Genomic DNA, 21,907 nt, shown 5'->3' with positions numbered 1-21,907 from the left:
TCAAAAACAATCTATTATTATTTGCCAATGGAGTTTATAAATAAATTGTTAATTCTTATTAAAAGGATGGGATCAAATGGATTTTGGATGGACACCTGAGCGGATAACGTTAAAAAAAGAGGTTAGTAGACTTTGCTCACAGTTTGATGATCATTATTGGATGAATTGTGATCATGACCATCGATTTCCTTGGGAATTCTATAACGCCTTTGCGGAGGGCGGCTGGTTAGGGATAGCCATCCCCGAGAAATATGGAGGCGCTGGATTGGGAATAATGGAGGCCGCGATAGTCTTACACGCAGTTGCTGAATCGGGTGCGGGAATGAACGGCGGAACCACTTTGCACCTTTCCATGTTCGGATTAAACCCTGTTGTCAAACATGGTTCGGAGGAAATGAAACAAAAGTACCTCCCAGAAGCAGCCAAAGGAAATCTCCATGTTTCCTTTGGCGTAACCGAACCGGATGCAGGCTCTGATACTCCAAGCATTTCTACTTTTGCACGCAAGGACGGGGACCGTTATATCATCAACGGCCAAAAGGTTTGGAATACAAAAGCGAAAGAATCTAGTAAAGTGTTATTGCTTGCAAGAACCACACCATTAAAAGAGTGTAAAAAGAGAACCGAGGGCATGACATTATTTTTGGCGGATTTGGATGAAAGATATACGACGATCCGGGAGATTGAGAAGCTTGGAAGGCATGCCGTTGACTCGAATGAATTATTCATTGAGGACCTTCCGGTTGACGCTAGTGATGTCGTTGGTGAGGTTGGCAGGGGGTTTTATCATTTGCTTGATGGCTTAAATCCGGAAAGGATATTGCTAGCTGCAGAATTCTGCGGATTAGGGAGGGTAGCATTGAAAAAGGCCATAAAGTATGCAAATGAGAGAGTCGTGTTCAACCGTCCGATCGGGAAGAATCAATCGATTCAGCATCCTCTTGCTGATAGTTATGCAAAGTTAGAAGCTGCAGAACTATTGTGGCAGCGTGCCGCTGTCAATTATGATAAGGGGCTTCCTAGCGGCGCTGAAGCTAATACGGCCAAATACATGGCAGGTGAAGTGGTATTTGAAGCTTGTGATAGAGCCTTGCAAACCTTCGGAGGATTCGGTTATGCCAAAGAATATCATGTAGAAAGATATTGGCGTGAAGCAAGGCTATTAAAAATTGCCCCAATCTCTCAGCAGATGGTGCTCAATTATATCAGTGAACATGTACTTGGATTGCCTAAATCCTACTAAAGAAAAACCATAGATTGGGAGGTTTTGAATTTGTTTTAGGGGAATAGATCCTAACTCATGAATCTGAAAGTTTATGGCCGTTTGTAACAAATATAAATTCGTTATAAAAGTGTATAGAAGATTGATTTTTTTACTAAAGTATTGAAAACAATCGGTTTAGAAGAGATAGACCTTGTCCTGGATTAAGAAAATATAATAATCGTATGTATAAAATAAATTAAACCAACTGGTTCTGAGGTGAGATCACTTTAATGAATCCTTATATTGTTAAGAATTTCGAACGGCCAAGTTCACAAATCATTCATAAGTTTAAAGAGTTCGATGTCTCTACGGTATATGAGGCACAAGGAAAAAAAGGCCTGATGGAGTACGGATTAATGCCGTTATTGAACGGGAAGATGATATGCGGTCCTGCAGTTACTGTGGTCTGTCATGCAGGCGATAACTTAATGATTCATGCTGCCCTTGAGGTTTGTCAGCCTGGTGATGTCCTGGTGATCACAACAATTGGTGAGAGTGTTTCAGGCATGATTGGAGAGCTCATGGTTAGAGCCATGATAGAGCAGGGGATCCAAGGAGTAATTATTAATGCTGGCATCCGTGATGCAGAACAAATCAGAGGACTGGGGTTCCCCATTTGGAGCAAGGTTATCTACTCAGAAGGAACAACTAAAATAAAAGGCGGCTGGGTCAATTCCCCGGCCGTATGCAGGGGCATAGTGGTCCTGCCAGGGGACTTGATAATGGCTGATGATGATGGAGTAGTTGTTGTGAAAAGGGCTGATTTGACCACCGTTTCTCACCTATCGGAAAAGAGAGTTTTGGACGAAGAAATTTCAAGAAATAGAATAGCCAATGGTGAATTGACGGTAGATATCTTTCATTTGAGGTCAGAGCTGATAAAAGAAAATGTAGGATATTTCGACAACCAAGCCGAGGCCGAAATAGAAATGAAAAAGATTGGTCTTTAGGCTTCTGAACGGCGCATAGAGAGAATAAATCTGGAGGGACACTCTCTTCTGGGAGTGCTTCTACTTAAAAGTGAAATTTGAACAAAAGGAGAAATGGCGTGGAAAATGCAGAGGTTTTAAGTCATTTACGGAAATTTGGTACTTCGACGATAAGTGATGCATTGGATCGGCTCGGGATTAATGGCCAATGCTTGGGGATTATGCCTTTGGAGCGATCGTTTCAATTGACAGGCAGGGCTTTTACTGTCCGTTATGGACCCATAGGCGTAGAAGGAGGAACTGTCGGTGATTATATAGATAGTCTAGAAGCGGATACGGTTGTTGTCATTGATAATGGCGGGCGGAAGGATGTAACTGTTTGGGGTGATCTGTTAACTTTAACAGCACATCAACGTAACCTTGCTGGAACGATAATCGATGGGGTTTGCCGGGATGTGGACCGCATTTTGGAGCTGAATTATCCGATTTATAGTAAAGGGAATTGGATGAGAACGGGCAAAGATCGAGTAATGGTTGTGGAGGAAAATGTACCAGTCTCGATTGGAGGTGTCTTGGTTAGTCCTGGTGATTATTTACGTGGAGATGGTGATGGAGTGGTGGCCATTCCAGCATCCAAAATAAAGCAAGTAGTAGAGGCCGCGTGGATGATTGATACTGCCGAGGAAAATATTCGGGCTTCGGTATTAAAGGGGGTAACCTTAAAAGATGCCCGTGCCAAAAATTCATACTATAATCTTCAAACTAGAAAATAAAGCTATGGCTACCAGGATGGCAGCCAATTTGTTTTTTGAATCTTGGGTCGTATAGAAGGTACCTGCAGGTAAGGAGAAAGGATTTTCTTGCTGCTTCTAGTGCTGCTAATCTTGCGGTCTAAAGATAGAGTAGGTAAAACATACATATGTCTTTCTTCGTTACAATTCTTTGTTCTGAGGTGATAGATTGATAGCCCTTTATAAAATGAATGATTTATATGAAGACCAAATGATAAAGGTATTAAAGGATATGGGATACCCAACGGCTAGTTTTTATTCGATTAATTCAATATTAGATCAGATCATGAACCCAATGGTTATTATTACACCTGCTATTTTTCAGAAAGAATTGGAGGGTCTTACCTTTCCTATTATCCCTATCCCCATCACCATAGAGGATATAAAAAAGAATATAAAGCGATTGTTTGATCATCCCGAGCAAAGCGAGTATTCGTTTCTAACAACAAGTGAAGAAATCGAGTGGTTAAGAAAAGAAAATGGAGAACAGGTGGTGAAGGATGAAATTCAACTCACCATTGTAACAGAAAAACAATCTACTGGACCGAAGCCGAATCATGTATACCTGGCCCCAATATGGATGAAAGGCTTCATTACTAACCCTAGGATTAAAAATGTACATTTTATTAAGCCTGCTTTCACTTCTGTGATTCCTTTTTTACAAATAGCAGGCTCATTAGTGAAGTTAAATGAGGAAATTTTAAATGAACGGTATCAAGTAGATGCGATCGTCAATTCCACACATGATGGTGTTGTTGCGATTGACAGAACAGGGAATATTAGATTGGTGAATGAACATGCCAAAACAATTTTGGGAGTTGAAGAGGATATGAAGGGAAGAAACATTACGGATTTCATCCCACAATCGGATATGTTACGTGTATTAGAAGCCGGGAAGATTGAAAGGGGCGATATTGCTACTGTAGGAGGGCGTCAAATTGTTATCAATAGGTCTCCTGTCATCGTCAAAGGAAAAATTGTCGGGGCAGTATCAAATTTTAAAGAAATTACAGATATTCAAAAAGTAGAATTACAACTTCGTAAAAAACTTCATCAAAATGGCTTGGAAGCAAAGTATCGATTAAGTGACATTATTGGGGAAACGCATGAAATAATGGAGGCAAAAGAACTTGCAAGGAAATTTGCTGAAACGGAATCAACTGTACTAATAACCGGTGAGTCTGGAACGGGTAAAGAATTATTTGCTCAAGGGATTCATTCAGCAAGTCATCGATCACTTGGCCCCTTTGTAGCCGTAAACTGCGCGGTTTTACCAGAAAATCTTCTTGAAAGTGAAATGTTTGGATATGAGAAAGGCACATTTACAGGTGCGCTAAAAGATGGCAAGCCCGGCTTATTTGAACTTGCACACGGAGGTACCCTATTTTTAGATGAGATTGGTGAGATACCGTTAAGAATTCAGGCTCTCTTATTAAGGGTGCTTCAGGAAAGGACTATTCGACGTGTGGGTGGAGAACGGATCATACCAGTGGATGTTCGAATTATTACAGCAACAAATCGAAATTTAGAGGAGGAGGTTGAAGAGAAACAATTCCGTTCTGACCTTTATTACCGGCTAAATGTGCTTGCTTTGGAATTGCCGCCTCTACGTGGACGCTTAGCCGATATTCCTAAACTGGTGGAATCTTTCCTAGATGAGTTTAATGACAAAAGAAAAAATAAAATTATAACCGTTGAAAAAGAATTGATTTGTTTATTTCAGAAGTATGACTGGCCAGGGAATATTCGTGAATTAAGGAATACGATTGAACGGATGGTGGTTCTGGAAGAGAGTGATAGTTTAAGACTTCAGGGGGCAAAATTTCTTTCTGAAAAAATAAGGAAACGGCAGTTTTCCGAAGGAACAACCAATAAACATAGTATAAAAAATAAGGAAAAAGAACTCATTCTCACAACGCTTGAAAAATTTGATCATAATAAAAAGTTAGCGGCCCAATCACTGGGAATAGACCGATCCACCCTTTGGAGAAAAATAAAGGAATATAATTTAACGTTTTAAATTGCAATCTAATGGTGCAAATCAAAACATCGTTTTTACTAGCAGGGTTTTTTATCCCTGTTTTTTCTTTATATTTCAGACTTTTTAGAATTTAATAATCATGGCACAAGAATTGCAAATATAGAGGGAGATTGATTTTAAAATGGAGATAGAAGGGGTAAGACCGCTTCGTAACGTAAAAGATTCATAGCCCGGCAAAATGGAGGTTAACAATGGAGCAAAAAATGTATATCAATAGTGAATGGGTAAAGTCCGTTTCTGGAGAGTTTTTTCCAACATACAATCCTGCCAATCATGAGGTAATTGCCAGAGTTCCCAGGGGAAATAAGGAAGATGTACATCAAGCAGTAACCGCGGCGAAAAATGCTTTTGAATCCAATGAATGGCAATCAGTAAAACCTGGTATAAGGGGAAATGCACTTTATGAGGTTGCCCGAAAAGTACGTGAAAGATCTGATGAGCTTGCCTTAATTGAGACCTTGGACACCGGCAAGCCGCTATCGCAGGCTAGAAGCGATGTTGAAAGTAGTGCGCGCTATTTTGAGTACTATGCAGGTGTTGCGGATAAGATGTTTGGAGAAACCATCCCGGTAGCGCCAAATGTGATTGACTACACGGTTCGTGAACCAATGGGTGTTTGTGCGCAAGTGATTCCTTGGAATTATCCACTTCAGATCACTTCAAGGGGAGTGGCAGCCGCCATAGGGGTTGGAAATACAGTGGTGGTGAAACCTGCTGAAGATACTCCTCTATCGGCCTTAACGTTAGCAGAAATATTTTCCGAGATTGAAGTCCTGAAAGGTGCTCTACAAGTTGTAACAGGCTATGGTACAGAAGCAGGAGCAGCATTGGTCAATCACCCTGATGTCAATCACATCACATTTACTGGTTCAGTTAATACCGGCACAAGTGTAATGATCTCTGCGGCGAAAAATATTGTTCCTGTCACACTCGAACTGGGAGGGAAATCACCCCATATTGTTTTTCCAGATTGTGATATGGAAGAAGCGGTTACATGGGTTACACGATCAATTATTCAGAATGCGGGTCAAACATGTTCTGCCGGTTCAAGGTTGCTCATTCATTCTAAAATTAAAGATGAATGGATGGAGAAATTAATCGAGAGAATGAAAAGAATTAAACTAGGCCCTGGGGTTCATGACAGCGAGCTAGGCCCCATTATTTCAAAAAGGCAGTTTGATCGAATACTTGCAATGGTTGAAAGAGCAAAAGAGCAAGGTGCACGTGTCATCATGGGTGGAAGGCGGGCAAAGCTGGAAGGGTTGGAAGATGGATATTATTTTGAACCGACCATAATTGAAAACGCTTCCCCAATGAGTGAAATAGCTCAGGAGGAAGTCTTTGGCCCCGTTTTGACTGTATTTGAATTTGAAACAGAAATGGAAGCTATTACATTAGCAAATGGAACTTCATATGGTCTCGTAACAGGGATTTGGACAAATGATCTATCACGGGCACACAGAATTGCAAGTAAAGTGAAAAGCGGGCAGGTCTTTATCAATGACTTTGGTGCAGCCGGTGGGGTCGAACTTCCATTTGGCGGTTATAAAAAAAGTGGAATTGGCCGTGAAAAAGGTGTGGAAGCACTAAGGAATTATACGCAATTAAAAAACATCGCGATAAAAATAAAAAGCGCGGAATAAACGTGTGTCAACGGTAAGGAAATCTTATGCAGGGAATAGAAATGATTGATGAAAGGAGTGATAGAGTTGCAACACTTTTCAATTGCGTTAATTCCGGGAGATGGAATTGGCCCGGAAGTGATGAATGAGGCTATAAAGGTAGTAAAAATAGTAGAAGAGATACACGGCGGTTTGACTTTTTCTTTTGAATCTTTTGATTGGGGCTGTGATTATTATCTTCAAAATGGAAGAATGATGCCTGAAAATGGATTAGATCTATTAAAAGATTTCGACGTTATTCTATTTGGAGCTGTTGGTGCCAAATCTGTACCAGATCACATTTCAGTGTGGGAGCTCATTTTGCCTATTCGCCGGAAATTTCAACAGTATGTGAATTTGCGGCCCATTAAACTGCTTCAAGGTATTGAAAGCCCATTAAGGTATAAAGACCATAAAGACCTTGATTTTGTTGTCATTAGGGAGAATACCGAAGGGGAGTATACCAATATGGGCGGACGGGTTCATGAAGGAACGCCCTATGAATTAGCTGTGCAAAATAACATTTTTACTAGGTTCGGTTCTGAAAGAATATTAAACTATGCTTTTTCCATGGCTGAAAAAAGGGCAAAGAAAAATCTTACGGTGGCAACAAAATCGAATGCAATTAACTTTACCATGCCTTTTTGGGATGAAATGGTGAATGAAATAGGGAATAGTTATCCAGATGTAAAAACACAGCTCTACCATATTGATGCCCTTGCTACCTATTTTATTTCTAAACCGGAGACACTCGATGTCATTGTGGGCAGTAATTTATTTGGTGATATTCTAACAGATTTAGGGGCAGCGATAGTAGGGGGATTAGGGTTGGCTCCATCTGGGAACATCAATCCCGAGCGGATCTATCCCTCCATGTTTGAACCGATCCATGGTTCTGCTCCTGACATTGCGGGAAAAGGAATCGCCAATCCCATCGCTTCTATTTGGAGCCTTAGTCTCATGATGGACCATCTTAAACTCCCTGATGTTGCGAAATTAATCCTAGATGCCATTGAAGGGGTATTGGTAGAAGGGAAGATAAGAACACCTGACCTAAGGGGGACGGCGACAACCACTGAAATGGGGGACGCAATTATCGCGAAAATGGTTCAATTAAGCCTTAGTCCTAAAATCTAAATGCTGCTTCTTTTTGAGAAAAAAATGGATTTCAAGTATAAATTACCGGAGGTGTCTATCCTATGACTATATTAAATGGAAAAACGGCAATTGTAACTGGAGCAGGATCGGGAATGGGGAAAGCGATTGCGCAGACTTTCGCTCATGAAGGGGCTAATGTAACGTTTGCTGATTTACATGTTCAGTCAGCCATAACAGCGGCAAGTGACACCGGTGTAAACCATGTGCAGGCCATTCAAGCCGATGTAACGAATGATTCGGATGTGGCAAACCTTGTGAATCAAACAGTGGAAGTATATAACGGATTGGATATTGTCATTAATTGTGCCGGTGTTCCACAATCCTTCACATCGATAGAGGAATTAACCGTGGAACAATGGGATGTAATCATGAATGTGAATACCAAATCCATCTTTTTAACCTCTAAGTATGCGGTTCCGATCATGAAACAACAAAAGAGTGGAAGTATTGTTACTATTGCTTCCATTGCTGGTATCAGAGCGAGACCCGGGTTAAATGCGTATTGTGCATCAAAAGGGGCAGCGATTATGCTGACCAAAGCATTAGCCCTCGAGTTAGCACCCTATCAAATTAGAGTAAATGCCATTAATCCCGGCCCAGCCGATACACCTATGATTGGGAAGTTCCTCGTTGGAAATGAGGATCAAAAGGAAGAGGGAATGAAAAAGATCTTTCAAGATAGTGTCCCACTGGGAAAATTAATTCAACCAGAGGATATTGCAAAAGGGGCACTTTATTTAGCTTCTGATCTGGCTAAGATGGTGACCGGTGAGGTCCTAAATATTGACGGAGGACGTGGAATCTAAACTAAAACGATAGAAAGGAGTTTAAAATGGAACCCATTATTCGCTTAGAAAATATATCGTTTTCCTACAAAATTAACGAAAAAACGAAAGTATCCGTGCTGAAGAATATCTCTTTATCCATCTTTCCCGGAGAATATGTGGCCATCATTGGTCACAATGGCTCAGGTAAATCTACTTTATCTAAACACCTTAATGGGATTTTAACCCCTGACGACGGAGACGTCTGGGTTCATGGCCACAACACGAAGGATATAAAAAAGAAACGGGATATTCGTCGCTCTGTTGGCACCGTCTTTCAACATCCTGATAATCAAATTGTTGCGACGATCGTAGAGGAAGATGTTGCATTTGGACTGGAGAATATTGGCGTCCCAAGAGAAGAAATGAAAAAAAGAGTCGATGACGCGCTAAACGTTGTTAAAATGTCTCCGTTTCGTCATCGACCCCCCCATCATTTATCTGGGGGGCAAAAGCAGAGAGTTGCGATTGCTGGAGTATTAGCCATGCAGCCGGATTGCATTGTTTTTGATGAGGCAACAAATATGTTAGACAGTTTTGGTCGAAAAGAAGTTCTTCAGGTGATGAGAAAAATGAACAATAGTGGAATGACGATTATTACCGTTACCCACCATATGTCAGAAGCAGCGGAAGCTGACCGGATTATCGTCATTGAGGGCGGACAAATTGTGATGGATGACACGCCACGTGAAACTTTTAAACATAAGGAGGAATTAGAAAAACTTCAATTAGAAGTTCCCTCTGTCAGCCAAATGGCCGAAGTCATTCACGGTCAATTATCTGATTTTTCAAAAGACTTAATTCGAGAACAGGAGTTTATAGAAGAAGTGGAGAAATTCTCCAAGGAGGATAACCTCTCCAAAGAGGAGGTGGGATAATGTCGAAGCGATCCATTATCGAAATTGAAAACCTATCACATACGTATATGAAAGGAACCCCGATGGAGCATGTCGCCTTACACGAAACCAACCTATTTGTAGAAGAAGGGGAATGCATTGCCATTATTGGCCATACGGGGTCAGGAAAGTCTACATTAATCCAGCACTTCAATGGGCTAATGCGTCCAGAATCCGGAAAGGTAGTCATAGATGGAGAAGACCTGTCAAAGAAAAAGGTAGATTTAAAAACGCTGAGACAGAAGGTGGGCCTTGTCTTTCAAAACCCGGAGGACCAAATTTTCGAAAAAATTATTGGCGATGATATTGCCTACGGGCCTTTCAAATTAGGCCTTCCATTAAAGGAGGTGAGGGAGCGCGTTAAATGGGCGATGTCGGTTGTAGGGTTAGATTTTGAGGAAATGAAGGACAGACAGACCTTTGCCTTAAGCGGCGGCCAGAAACGAAAAGTAGCCTTAGCGGGGATCCTTGCATTAAAACCCAAGATTTTGGTACTTGATGAACCGACAGCGGGTTTGGATCCAAGGTCAAGGAAGGAATTACTAGATAAAATGAAACGGTTAAACAAGGAAGAAAAGTTAACTGTCGTTTTTGTGTCACACAATATGGAGGAGGTGGCCATGCTAGCTGATCGGGTATATGTAATGGCAGATGGGACCGACGTATTAACAGGAACCCCGAAAGAAATTTTTACGGATAAAGATAAACTGCAGCGTTATCAAATTGGCACCCCTGAAACGGTTAAAGTTCTGTACCGATTAAGCGACCTTGGATACAAAGTAAAAACGGACGCCTTTTCCATCTCTGAAGCAGCTGATGAAGTGTTGAATGTTCTTACAGGCAGGAAGGGAGGGGCGAAATATGTCAAGCGAATTTGATATATCCCGTAATATTACCATTGGACAGTACGTACCAACCGGCTCCTTTATTCATCGGTTAGACCCGAGAATAAAGCTGCTTGCTTTTGTCATTCTCGTGATGGCGATTGCGCTGAATACGAGTTATATCGGGAATGCCATCGGTTTAGTCTTATCCCTCTATTTATTCTGGGGATCCAAAATTCCCATTAGCTATGGGTTATCAGGTGTGAAACCAGCCATCCCGTTTATTGTTATCTTAGCCATTTTACAGCTGCTTTTTCAAGGACAGCTCTTTTCCGATGGCAAAGTATTTGTTGATTATGGGTTTATCCTCATCACGAGTGAAAGTATTCGATTGGTGATTGTTTCAGCCGTTCGGTTTATTGAAATTATCTTCTTAAGCAGTGTTCTCACCTTATCGACTTCCACCACAGAATTAACACATTCCATTCAAAGCTTACTCAGTCCGTTAAAGAAGATTCATTTTCCAGTCCACGAAATCTCGCTGATTACAACGATTGCCATTCGATTCGTCCCAACCTTCGCCATCGAGATGGAAAAAATGATGAAGGCACAAGCGTCAAGGGGGGCCGACTTTGGTACCGGCGGCTGGTGGAGAATCATTCAAAGGACAAAAGAAATGTTTCCCATCATTATTCCGTTATTTAATATCGCCTTGTCTAGGGCCGAGGATTTAATTCTCGCCATGGAATCCCGCTGCTATACACCTGGTGGCGACAGGAGCTCCTACTCCGTGTATCAAGCATTAGCAAAGGATTATCTTGTTTTATTGGTTGGACTTTTATTCGCTTTCCTACTGCTTTTTTATCCGTTTCCTTTTTAATGTGAAAAATACCAAAAACAAAAGGGGAGAAATACTATGAAAAAGGGATTAACAGTTCGCGATATTGTCATTGCAGGTGTGCTGGGTGCGGTAGCCATTCTACTAGGGGTAACCAGGTTGGGGTATATTCCTGTTCCAACGGCAGCAGGGAATGCCACGATCATGCACATTCCTGCGATTATTGGTGGCATAATGCAGGGACCGGTCGTCGGCTTAATAGTTGGAGCTATTTTTGGAATTTCTTCCTTCCTAAATGCAACCGTTCCACTCTTTAAGGATCCATTGGTTGCGATTTTACCCCGGCTTTTCATTGGCGTAGTGGCATGGCTGATCTATGTTGGAATCCGTCGCAAGAGTGAATACCTTGCAGTGGGAGCCGCCGCCTTTATCGGGACATTGGCAAACACGGTCCTTGTGTTAACAATGGCTGTCATCCGTCATTATTTAACCCCAGGAGTTGCTTGGACAGTTGGCATAACAAACGGAATCCCTGAAGCCATTGTTGGTACCATTGTTACGTTAGCAGTTGTATTAGCGTGGAAACAGATTGGCAAAGGTCAAAAATCAAAGATTTCCAGGGATCTTTAAAAAATGAATGATCAAATCACGGATGTTCCAGGTGTAAAAGTTGGAAATAAAGAAGATCACCAGGCCCTTACTGGGTGTACAGCCATCCTTTTTGAAAGTGGTGCAGTTGCGGGGGTGGACGTCAGAGGTTCTGCGCCCGGAACCCGGGAAACCGATCTATTGAATCCTATAAATCTCGTTGAAAAAGTCCATGGTATTTGTTTAAGTGGCGGCAGTGCGTTTGGGTTGGATGCCGCCTCCGGTGTGATGCAATTTTTAGAGGAAGAAGATATTGGCCTGGATGTGGGTGTGGCCAAGGTACCCATTGTCCCGGCAGCTGTTCTATTCGACCTCCCTTTTGGTGACCCAAAGATGCGGCCTGACAAACAGATGGGATATGATGCCGCAAAAGCGGCGACGGCAGAGAAATTTATTACTGGCAATTATGGGGCCGGTTGTGGAGCAACTGCTGGTAAATTAGCCGGTCTCGGCTTTTGTATGAAGGGCGGACTCGGAAGTGCATCACTCCGTTTAGAAAATGGTGTTGTGATTGGTGCCATTGTTGCCGTTAATCCAGCTGGGGATGTCCGCGAACCATCCACGGGTGACATTTTAGCTGGGCCGTATAAGAATGGAATGATTCTTGATAGTATCAAACTTCTCGAACAAAACTATCAATCCACCATTCCTGCCGGTTCAAATACCACCATTGGAGTAGTAGCGGTGAATGCCGAGTTAACGAAGGCGGAGGCAACGAAGGTGGCGCAAATGGCCCAAGACGGATATGCGAGAACGATTTTTCCAGCGCACACCATGTTTGATGGTGATACAATTTTCGCTGTTGCCACTGGAGGGGAAAGAATCCCTGTAGATGTTATTGGCGGGTTGGCAGCGATGGTCATGGAAAGGGCAATTCTTAATGCGATAAAATCCGCTGATAGTATCGGGGGAATTACCGCTTATAAAGATTTACCAAAAAATCAATAAAACGGAGGGTTCTAGTTGGCTGTATTTAATGATGTGGATGATCAGGAAGTTGTAAATTTGACGCAAGCTCTTGTTCGGATTCCAAGTGTCTACCGCCCGCACGACCCTTTGGCAAATGAAAGCAGAGCGGCGCAGTATGTATATGAGTATCTAAAGGACTTAGGACTTGAGGTATATATCGAAGAGGTCGTCAAGGGGCGGCCGAATGTCATTGGTATTCTTGATTCAGGCAGACCCGGAAAAACGATTCTCTTTGAGGGCCATACCGATGTTGTGACAGAGGGTGACTGGGATGCCTGGAGCTATGATCCATTCGGAGCTGCCATTGAGGGCGGCAGAATGTTTGGCAGAGGTACAAACGATACAAAAGGAAATCTATCTGCTGCGATTGCAGCGGTACATGCGATTAAACGAAGTAACGTGAAATGGAATGGAAGAATTATTTTGTGTGTTCCCTGCGATGAGGAAGGCATGATGATCGGCATAAAACATTTCATTAAGCGTGGCTGGGCACAAGGTGTAGACGGTGCCATCATCTGCGAACCGGAGGAAAATCAGATTTGTATCACGCAAAAAGGGGCGATGAGAACCATCATCCGCACTTACGGGAAAATGGCTCATGGAGCCATGCCGCTTTCTGGAATCAATCCAAATACGAGAATGGCGCAGATTATTTGTGAACTAATGGCACTTGAGGAGAAAGAAAAACAGCGAGTCGGACAACACCCATATTTAGGGTTACCAAGCATTACGCCAACGATCATTTTAGGACCTGAGAGAGGGGAGCCACAGATCAATGTCATTCCGGACCAATGTTATAGTACCCTTGATATTCGTACCGTTCCCGGGCAGAACCACGGCCAGTTACGGGTTGATATGGAGGATATTTTAGAGCGATTGCGTTCCAAGGATCCAGATTTTAAGGCTTCCCTAGAAGTGATTGAAAGCCGGCCATGGACAGAAACGAGTTTGGACGATGCGATTGTCAGAGCTAGTGTGGAATCCTTCCGTTCAGTTGCCGGAAAGGAACCCATCTATAACGGCGTACCTGGTGCAACTGACGGCACATTCCTTCACCTTGCCGGGATTCCGATTGTCACAACAGGAGCCGGTGACCGTCATATTCCACATCAAATCAATGAATATATTGATCTAGCAGAATTAGTCGAGGCATCAAGGATTTATGCGCAGACTGCGATGCTATTTTTAAATGAGTAAAAATTTGATTTTCGAGGGAACCCATGAATAACGGTTTGAGGTGCCAGGCACGGTCCAGAAATTTGGATGGTGCCTGGCACTGTTTTATTCCATTTCTAGTAGGTCAGTGTTCGTTTCCTTCTTTTGGCATTCATACTAAGTAGGAATATTTTCATATATAGCTGCATAATAGTAGAAGTGTTTCCTACAATTTGAGAGATTTAATGTCAACAAAATTGGGGATATTCACTATTTATACTAACGTGCTAGTTAGGAGTTTGCCGCAAAAGGGGTGGGAGAAGAATGAAGGTTTTTGATTTTTTGCCGAAGGTTTCAGGTGATGGGGTGGAATTTGTAAAAGGGGTGCTACACTATTTTACGAATGTAGTGGAATGCGAGATTTACCCACACAGAGAAAGTCCTTTTATGAAAATTAAGAATATCAATCCTGATGCAGGGACAGTAATCCAATTTGTCAGAAATAAACAAAAGATTATTCATGAAGTAGAAGAAAATGTATATTTAAAAAAAATGGAATACTGGGATTATTGCGTGGTTTTAAGAGATGAGGCAGATACGGAAATCTGGTTAGGAGATATGCGCGTCCATGAAATAAAAGAGATTCTGCTCCTTCTCGGTGTCAAAACAAAAGTAGAGATCAAAAACCGAAACACCCACTACCACTTGAAGGATTTAAAACCGAATCATGATATCAAAATTCTTGTTTTCGATGAAGAAGATCAAGCGCGGTTTGTGGCTACTTTTGAGTTTTCGGCCGCGGCTAAACGATACCAATTCTTAAATCATATCAATCAGTTCGCTCGATTGATAGCCTTTTTAAAAGAAGAAGATTATCAAAAGATCACTCATGAACTATTTCCTGAACATACGAGGCTGGCGCTTACCTTTGACGAGGATGTTTACGCGATTAATTTCAAATGCCGATTAAATGATTGTCCTAGGATTGTCGATGCGTATGATCTGTGGGAAAGCTTCAAACAATTAGGCTGGAAGTATTGTGGAAAAGGAAAATTCCATTTGGAGGAATTTGATATACCGGCTCTTGCTTCTCCCCAGGTTCAACAAAAGCTTTCCGTATCGGCTATTTCTACTTACTTTCTTACTGCATGTGACCGACAGCTCTTTTTAAATAGCTTCTCAGACGTGAACTTAAAGAAGAACTTCGGCATCGACCCGCACTATCTTCACTCGAAAAAGACCAAGGAAGGATTCACGTGGGAGGCAACGGTATTAAGTGAAATAACGAGAAAAGAATTGTTTTATGCCAATAGTAAATTGGATCCGGTAAGCGACGTAACCCAGCAGCTAAAAAAATTTCTCTCCATTCGCCACAAAATAGTCAGTGGGGGAAAGGAAATTCTTCCGTTCTATATTTACTCGTCCACCTCGGAAGTTCCGAAGAGATTTTACAAAACCTATAAAACAGAACAGGAGATTCCAAGGATTAAGCCAATAGAAATAGATTTAGTGGAAATTACTAAAGACGAGAATGCGGAGAAATATAAGCTAACCGTGATCGATATGAAATCAAATGAAGAAGTCAAGCCAACGCATAAAATCCAAGTTACCCTTTACAGCATGATTTTACAAGAACTCCTTCTTCATGACAGGGAGCTAAATGAACACTTCTATATCGATATGTCGGAAAACGGAGTCGGCGGTGTCTGGACAAAGAAGGACCTTACTACCTATCAACCCTTTGACCTTGCCCCTGTTCGGGACGTTATTCTATCCTTTTTCCAAAAGGAGATGACCTCGATTTTGGAAGTGGACGATTATCTTTCCCTACACTTTCATCTTGGAAGTGTGTGTGAAGGATGTAAATTTTTCGCCCATTGTAAAGGGGAAGTCTTGGAGAAGGACCACTTGTCGAAGATACAAGGATTTAGTCCATTTGCTTCTGATCTGTTAAGAGAATGGCAGGAAAAGCAGGAATTCGCGGTTGAATCCAATCACTATCCTTCCATTCAGGCACTAGAACACATACTTGTAACGAACCCATCGCTGCTTGAAAAAAGTGAATCATTTAAGCACCGTGCAAACAATTTAAAAACCGAAATAAAGGCTTTACGAGAAAACAGGGGATTTTTATTAAAGAAAGAGATTTTCGATTTACCCAAGGAGGTAGAAAATCACCTGTTTGTTTCCATCCAAAGGGAATCGATTAATGGAACATTTTATGGGGCCCTTTTCATCACAAATCGAACCTTTTCAGGCGAACAATTATCCTTTATCATTCCAGAACATTATCAAAATCCGTTGCCATATTACGAAAATTTCATTATACAGCTTCACGATTATTTAGAAAAAAACAAAGAAAGTACTCACTTCTACTTTTATGAAAAATCCGAGCAGATCCATTTTATTCATCTCATTTGTGAAGTTGTCAAAGGAACGAAAGATGAGTTGATTAAGGAAAAGGCCCAGCAAATTCTGTTTTTATTCTATTCATCGAAATTCCTGGCACTTGGCGGCCTGACAGCTACACAGACGCTTGAAAAAATTGTCCCATTCCCATTCACCATCGTGGGTGACTTTGTCAGGCGAAATTTTGCCTTGCCCATTCCAATCAAATACAGTCTTGAAAACGTAACCGAATTCTTCGGTCGATTCCATTCGTCGCCATTTCCTCCTGTTTATAAAGTTTATAGGAATGAGCAATGTCTATTCACCGAGATGACAGATACGATGAAGCCCGACACTGTCTACGAATATTGGGAAGCCACAGACAGTCATCAGAAAGAGAAAGCCTTGCAACAAATGATGACCATCCTAGAAGACCGGTTAAGAGGGTGCCAGTTTGTTGTTTATATGGTGGAAAGAGAAAAAAATCTAAAATTGAAACGGAGCCCACAAAGCATCGAATTTTCGCCCATTCAAAAGTATGATGATGAATTAAGTACAAAGCTAGCATTCATTACGAAATTTGAAGCATTTTCTCAATTTCATGAACTAAAGCTTTCCCGTCAGCAGCCATTGATCGAACAGGCAGAACGTGGATATTCTCTGCAGGTGGAATTCATACAGGATGATGGGGTAACGGCTGTTTATCGGGTAATGAACAAGGAATATATGTATAAAATGGAGCCTTTCTTTGTTTATAAATTTTCCGATGGTTCTCCTAATTCGTTGGAAGAGTTAAACCAAATGGTGGATGCCAACCTAAAGAAGCCAAAGCCGAAAGAAATCGACCATGACCACTACTTGGTGTATTTCAACTCAGCTGACATAGAAGCTCCATTTTTGAAAAAAGGTACGTATTATATATCTCCTGTATTTTACGATAGTGTTTCTGCGAAGATTGTTGAATATATTCATCAATGTGATGCGAATCCTGCTGTATCCTATCAACTAATCAAAGACCCTCTAACCTATAATCAACCCTACGCGGAAACCCTTTCTGATCTAGAAAAGAAAGTGCTTGTCAGTACGACCCGATTTACAGAAAAACAACTCCAGGCGTATGAGCACCTCATCAGCAATAAGCTGACATTGCTTTTCGGCCCTCCGGGGACAGGTAAAACGACTTTTATAGCCAACTCTGTCCTCTATTACAGCAAAAAGCTTCTGGAGAAAGCGGAACAAAAGAACAAAACAGTTCGTCCATTTAGAATTTTACTAACGGCACAGACCCATTCAGCCATCGAGAATGGGTTAGAAAAGATGATTAAATTCATGTCAACTAAATCTGGTTTTAAGCACCTCAGCCTGCATGCCCAAGTCGGTCTTTGTAAATTTGGTGGACTGAGGTCAAACGACAAAGAATCTTTTACCAAGCATGCCTTTTTTTCAGATATTTTCTATGATAAACAGCTAGATCGAAACTATTTTGGGCAATTTGCCAGATATGAAGAATTCCTTGATCAGTATCCTGTCACGATTACAGGGGGGACTTTGATCCAAGTGTTTAATTTGAAAAAACGAATAAACTGGTTAGAATACGATATGGTCATTATGGATGAAGCTTCACAGGTCAAGATTCCGGAATCGCTCATTGCCGTGGGAGCAGTGAAACAAGATGGACATCTATTGCTAGTGGGTGACCATTATCAGCTTCCTCCGGTCTTTACTGTCGATTTTGAAGAAGAGGAGAAGTTTGTCACGCATTCATTGTTTAGCTATCTAATTGAGGCCAAAAAGATGAAGCCAAGCCAATTAATCGACAATTTCCGTATGAACAACGTGATTAGCGGATTTTCAGCCGAAAAACTTTACAACCAATACGGTGACTCGTATAAAGCATTTGATGTGAATATTGCCCATCAGGTACTGGACCCCATAAGCGTCAATATTGATTACCTGCAGGATATGCTGACACCGGAGGCCCCGTTTACACTGTGCATGCTAGAAGGCATACAAACCGGGAGGGAGAACGAAGAAGAAGCCAATTTAATTATGCAACTCGTGCTCCAGCTAGCAAACTATTATGATGGCTACTGCAAAACAACCCGGAAATATAAAGAAGATCTATGGTGGGACAAAGAAAGGGATGAACCTCGTCTCTTTATCGTTTGCCCGCACAAGGCACAAATTCGTTTGATTAAGGAAAAACTAGATGAGAAGAATATTCCCCACCCCTTAATTGACACAGCCGAAAAAGCCCAAGGAAAAGAAGCAGAAATCGTCCTGATCAGCTACGGCATCTCCGATTACGAACTGGCGCATAAAGAGCTTGATTTCATTTACTCATTAAACAGGTTAAACGTTTCACTAACGAGAGCGAAGAAAAAGGTAATCAATTTCATTCCGCAGAAATTGTTTACCCCGACATACGCCTCATTACTAGAGGATAAAAATATTGAAAACTTGAGATTCTTCCTGGGATTACGCACGTACGTAAATCCAAACTACCGCAAATACACGAAAATTGATGACTCCAGCATCTCATTGAAAATCTATCATAAATTTGATGAGAGTTTACAGAATTCTAAACAAGAGCAAAAGGGTAAGGAAGGGTCAATGCCATTAATCAGTGAGAAGATATAGCAATATCTGGTTATGGTGGGGGCATTTTGCCGGAGATTGGGCAAATAGGTGATGATGCTGTCTTCCATGAGGAATAGATATTATCTTCGATTGGGATAGAGGGAGGGTAAAAATGTTTTCAAAGTCTATTAAGAGAGTACGAAGCTACACATATCCTGTGGTAATCAAAAAAAGATATGCGAACCATTCGTTCAATTCGATTGTATATAGTAATGGAACGTTCACGGTTTTAAATCCTATGGGGTGGATTATTACGGCTGCGCATTTACTAAAAGATCGTTTTTCCTTTGAAAAGGGCACAAAGGCAGAAGAGATAGAAGTTTACAAAAACAAGATTGAACCCCTTGTCGTAAATCATCCCTTAGAAAAAGAAGAATTGGAGTTAGAACTGGAAAAGGATCACGTAAATAAGGGCCTTTTGGTTTATTATTCAGAATGGTGGGGAAATAGTGAGTCAAAACTCGTTGACATAAGTGTAGATTGGGATCTTGATATTGCTATTGGAAGGTTAGAACCCTTTACGATCAATGTTAAATATTTTCCCACCTTTATTTCAGATCAAAAACTACAGTATGGAACATCATTATGTACGGCTGGTTTTCCGGGAACGCCCTTTCACACAAAAATGGATGCATATTTTGACTCTAAAAAAAGGACCTTTCATTTCTCGGAAGGCGCTTTGCCTATACCCCTTCATCTTACACAGGGGATCTACACGGGAGAGATCGAGAAGGAAGGTAGCAATACGAAGGTTATTCTTAGCACAAGTGGTTCCGTAAGAGGACAAAGTGGAGGACCGATTTTTGATCCTAAAGGCAATGTGTGGTCCATAAATACGGCTGTCCGTTCCTTTGACCTCGGCTACAATGCAGACGTGTTAAATAGTCAGAAACAATTCGCCCATTTAAATTTTGGGCCAATGCCAGGTTCAATTAGAGATTTTCTTAAAGATAACAAGGTAAAGTTCGCATCAACTGATTCCATTCTTTCACAAATCCATTTTGTTTAAAAATGAACTTCGAGGTTAATCCCCTAGTGTGGTAAGGCTTTAACGCACTGGGGGACTGACCCCATTTTTCACAGTTCTTGAATGTAATTAAAGTAGCTGTTTCTCGGATTCCTTCGTATAATGCAAAACTTGATCAAGTTTCCCATTTTTGAGTTTTACTGCCCATTCAGGATCAGCTAGCAGTGCGCGGCCGACTGCTACGTAGTCAAATTCGCCTGCTTTGATTTTTTCATCGACAATTTTGAGATTGTCTTCAATTGTGACATGATCATGATCCTGATTGCTCAAAAAGGCACGGTTTATTCCGATAGAACCGACCGCAATCGTTGGCTTTTTAGTAATTCGTTTCGTCCAGCCGGCTAAGGTTAATGATGGATCTTCATCTTTAAATTCAGGTTCCCAAATTCGTCTGGTAGAGCAGTGGAAAATATCTACACCAGCTTCAACTAAAGGAGTGAGCAATTGTTCAAGCTCTTTAGAGTTCTTCGCTAATTTAGCTTGATAATCGGTTCCTTTCCATTGTGAATAACGAAAGACAATAGGAAAATGGGGCCCAACTTCTTTTCGGCAAGCACGTACAATATCTGCAGCAAATTTTGTTCGTTCGCCTAGATCCCCACCATACTCATCATTTCGCTTATTCGTTACTTCCCAAAAGAATTGATCAATTAAGTATCCATGCGCGCCATGCAATTCAATTCCGTCAAAGCCGATGCGCTTCGCATTTGCTGCAGCTTCAGCGTATGCATCAATCATTTCAGCAACTTCTTCACTCGCTAACGCCTTTATTTTCTCATTTCTCTGGCCTCTTAACGAAAATCCAGAAGGACTCACAGGGGGTGCATCAATATTGGGTTCACTGCCTGCTTTTCGAGCGGCACCTACATGCCATAATTGCGGAATGATTTTGCCCCCTACTTGATGGACTTCATTCACTACATTTGCCCAGCCATGTAAGGCATCTTCCCCATAAAAACGGGGAATATCGGCGTGCATGACAGCGGCCGGATGGTTGATCGCTGTCCCTTCCGTTATGATGAGCCCAATTTCATTTTCTGCACGTTTGCGGTAATAGTTGGCAACATTTTCCCCTGGGATTCCCCCGGGCGAAAAGATTCTTGTCATGGGGGCCATCACTAACCGGCTTGCTAACATTTCATTTCCAAATGGTGCAGTTTGAAACAATGTATGTCCTGCGTACTTTTGATCCAAGGCGAGCACTTCCTTCCATTTATTGCATTTACCGTTCTTCCTTTATTCTACATTTCCACTAAACAAAGATAAACCGATATGTTTATGTTTCTACCTTTGTAAAAACGATAGGAGACGTTTCACGACCACCAGATTATAAAAAACATAAAGGATAAAAAATCCTAAAATTCTCATAATAAAAGAAAAACGGGTGTGAGCAAATGAAAAACGAAGAGATTGTAGTTGAGGAATTAAATACATTATTAAGAGGTACTTATATGGGGATTCATGCTTTTGAACATCATATTCAAAGACTGGAGGATGAACAAGTAAAGCAGAAGTTCCAATCTATGCAGCAACAGGCCAAACAGAATGCTCAAAAACTTGCCGAACGGATCCAAAATTTAAATGGTGTTCCTGCAGATAGCGAAGGGGTATCAGGCAAGATGCACAGTTTGATGCATAAGGTAATGCTTACGAATGATACAAGAGACATTATGAAAGACGCCTTAAAAGGAGTGGACCAATACGGTGTTGAATATTCAGAAGAACTCGTAAGGGGAGATCTTGATCCGGAAAGTAGAAAAATAGTAGAAGAGGTAATAGACACAAGCCGTATGCAAGCGGAAATGCTAAGGAATTTACTTCATTAATTTTACAACGTGATTAAATAAGAGAGAG

17 protein-coding genes are annotated in these 21,907 nt (G+C 41.5%); 16 read left to right on the top strand and 1 reads right to left on the bottom strand.

Going from position 1 to position 21,907, the window contains the following annotated elements; translation table 11 throughout:
- Positions 1 to 76 precede the first annotated feature (76 nt).
- From G6554_RS10380 to G6554_RS10310, 15 genes are all read left to right on the top strand, one after another.
- The gene (locus tag G6554_RS10380; protein ID WP_166241467.1) at positions 77 to 1,243 is read left to right on the top strand and encodes an acyl-CoA dehydrogenase family protein; all 1,167 of its coding nucleotides are present in this window, start codon (positions 77 to 79) and stop codon (positions 1,241 to 1,243) included.
- 251 nt (positions 1,244 to 1,494) lie between these two features.
- On the top strand, positions 1,495 to 2,214 hold the full coding sequence (locus G6554_RS10375; RefSeq protein WP_166241465.1) for a 4-carboxy-4-hydroxy-2-oxoadipate aldolase/oxaloacetate decarboxylase: 720 nt from the start codon (positions 1,495 to 1,497) through the stop codon (positions 2,212 to 2,214).
- A gap of 98 nt (positions 2,215 to 2,312) precedes the next feature.
- Positions 2,313 to 2,966, top strand: coding sequence for an RraA family protein (locus tag G6554_RS10370; protein ID WP_166241462.1), 654 nt, complete (start codon positions 2,313 to 2,315; stop codon positions 2,964 to 2,966).
- A gap of 187 nt (positions 2,967 to 3,153) precedes the next feature.
- Entirely contained in the window at positions 3,154 to 5,004 is a 1,851-nt protein-coding gene (locus tag G6554_RS10365) for a sigma-54 interaction domain-containing protein (protein WP_242637779.1), read from the top strand.
- Positions 5,005 to 5,216: 212 nt separating this feature from the next.
- A complete protein-coding gene (locus tag G6554_RS10360; RefSeq protein ID WP_166241460.1) occupies positions 5,217 to 6,668 on the top strand; it encodes an aldehyde dehydrogenase family protein in 1,452 nt (483 codons plus the stop codon).
- A 66-nt stretch (positions 6,669 to 6,734) separates the two neighbouring features.
- Positions 6,735 to 7,823, top strand: a complete 1,089-nt coding sequence (locus G6554_RS10355) for a tartrate dehydrogenase (RefSeq protein WP_166241458.1) — start codon at positions 6,735 to 6,737, stop codon at positions 7,821 to 7,823.
- Positions 7,824 to 7,885: 62 nt separating this feature from the next.
- Entirely contained in the window at positions 7,886 to 8,650 is a 765-nt protein-coding gene (locus G6554_RS10350) for an SDR family NAD(P)-dependent oxidoreductase (protein ID WP_166241456.1), read from the top strand.
- Positions 8,651 to 8,676: 26 nt separating this feature from the next.
- The gene (locus G6554_RS10345) at positions 8,677 to 9,546 is read left to right on the top strand and encodes an energy-coupling factor transporter ATPase (RefSeq protein WP_166241454.1); all 870 of its coding nucleotides are present in this window, start codon (positions 8,677 to 8,679) and stop codon (positions 9,544 to 9,546) included.
- Entirely contained in the window at positions 9,546 to 10,442 is an 897-nt protein-coding gene (locus G6554_RS10340; protein ID WP_166241452.1) for an energy-coupling factor transporter ATPase, read from the top strand. Before G6554_RS10345 ends, G6554_RS10340 begins: the two co-directional genes overlap by 1 nt.
- Positions 10,426 to 11,268 (top strand): energy-coupling factor transporter transmembrane component T family protein, encoded by an 843-nt coding sequence (locus tag G6554_RS10335; RefSeq protein WP_166241450.1) that lies wholly within the window; start codon positions 10,426 to 10,428, stop codon positions 11,266 to 11,268. Before G6554_RS10340 ends, G6554_RS10335 begins: the two co-directional genes overlap by 17 nt.
- Positions 11,269 to 11,304: 36 nt before the next feature.
- Complete coding sequence (locus tag G6554_RS10330) at positions 11,305 to 11,856, top strand: ECF transporter S component (protein ID WP_166241448.1); 552 nt, start codon at positions 11,305 to 11,307, stop codon at positions 11,854 to 11,856.
- Between the two features lie 3 nt (positions 11,857 to 11,859).
- Positions 11,860 to 12,822 (top strand): P1 family peptidase, encoded by a 963-nt coding sequence (locus tag G6554_RS10325; protein ID WP_166241446.1) that lies wholly within the window; start codon positions 11,860 to 11,862, stop codon positions 12,820 to 12,822.
- Between the two features lie 15 nt (positions 12,823 to 12,837).
- Positions 12,838 to 14,040, top strand: coding sequence for a M20 family metallopeptidase (locus G6554_RS10320; RefSeq protein WP_166241444.1), 1,203 nt, complete (start codon positions 12,838 to 12,840; stop codon positions 14,038 to 14,040).
- Positions 14,041 to 14,322: 282 nt separating this feature from the next.
- Entirely contained in the window at positions 14,323 to 19,026 is a 4,704-nt protein-coding gene (locus G6554_RS10315) for a DEAD/DEAH box helicase (RefSeq protein ID WP_166241442.1), read from the top strand.
- A gap of 112 nt (positions 19,027 to 19,138) precedes the next feature.
- Positions 19,139 to 20,035 (top strand): trypsin-like peptidase domain-containing protein, encoded by an 897-nt coding sequence (locus G6554_RS10310; RefSeq protein WP_166241440.1) that lies wholly within the window; start codon positions 19,139 to 19,141, stop codon positions 20,033 to 20,035.
- A gap of 87 nt (positions 20,036 to 20,122) precedes the next feature.
- On the opposite strand, the gene G6554_RS10305 is transcribed toward G6554_RS10310, so the two are convergent.
- Positions 20,123 to 21,247, bottom strand: a complete 1,125-nt coding sequence (locus G6554_RS10305; RefSeq protein WP_207627582.1) for an NADH:flavin oxidoreductase — start codon at positions 21,245 to 21,247, stop codon at positions 20,123 to 20,125.
- A 200-nt stretch (positions 21,248 to 21,447) separates the two neighbouring features.
- Here G6554_RS10305 and G6554_RS10300 point away from each other — a divergent pair, with 200 nt between their 5' ends.
- Positions 21,448 to 21,879 (top strand): DUF2383 domain-containing protein, encoded by a 432-nt coding sequence (locus tag G6554_RS10300; RefSeq protein ID WP_166241436.1) that lies wholly within the window; start codon positions 21,448 to 21,450, stop codon positions 21,877 to 21,879.
- Positions 21,880 to 21,907 lie beyond the last annotated feature (28 nt).

It is taken from the genome of Bacillus sp. MM2020_4 (assembly GCF_011250555.1).
GTDB lineage: Bacteria > Bacillota > Bacilli > Bacillales > Cytobacillaceae > Neobacillus.
This window is presented reverse-complemented; position numbering and strand designations above follow the sequence as displayed.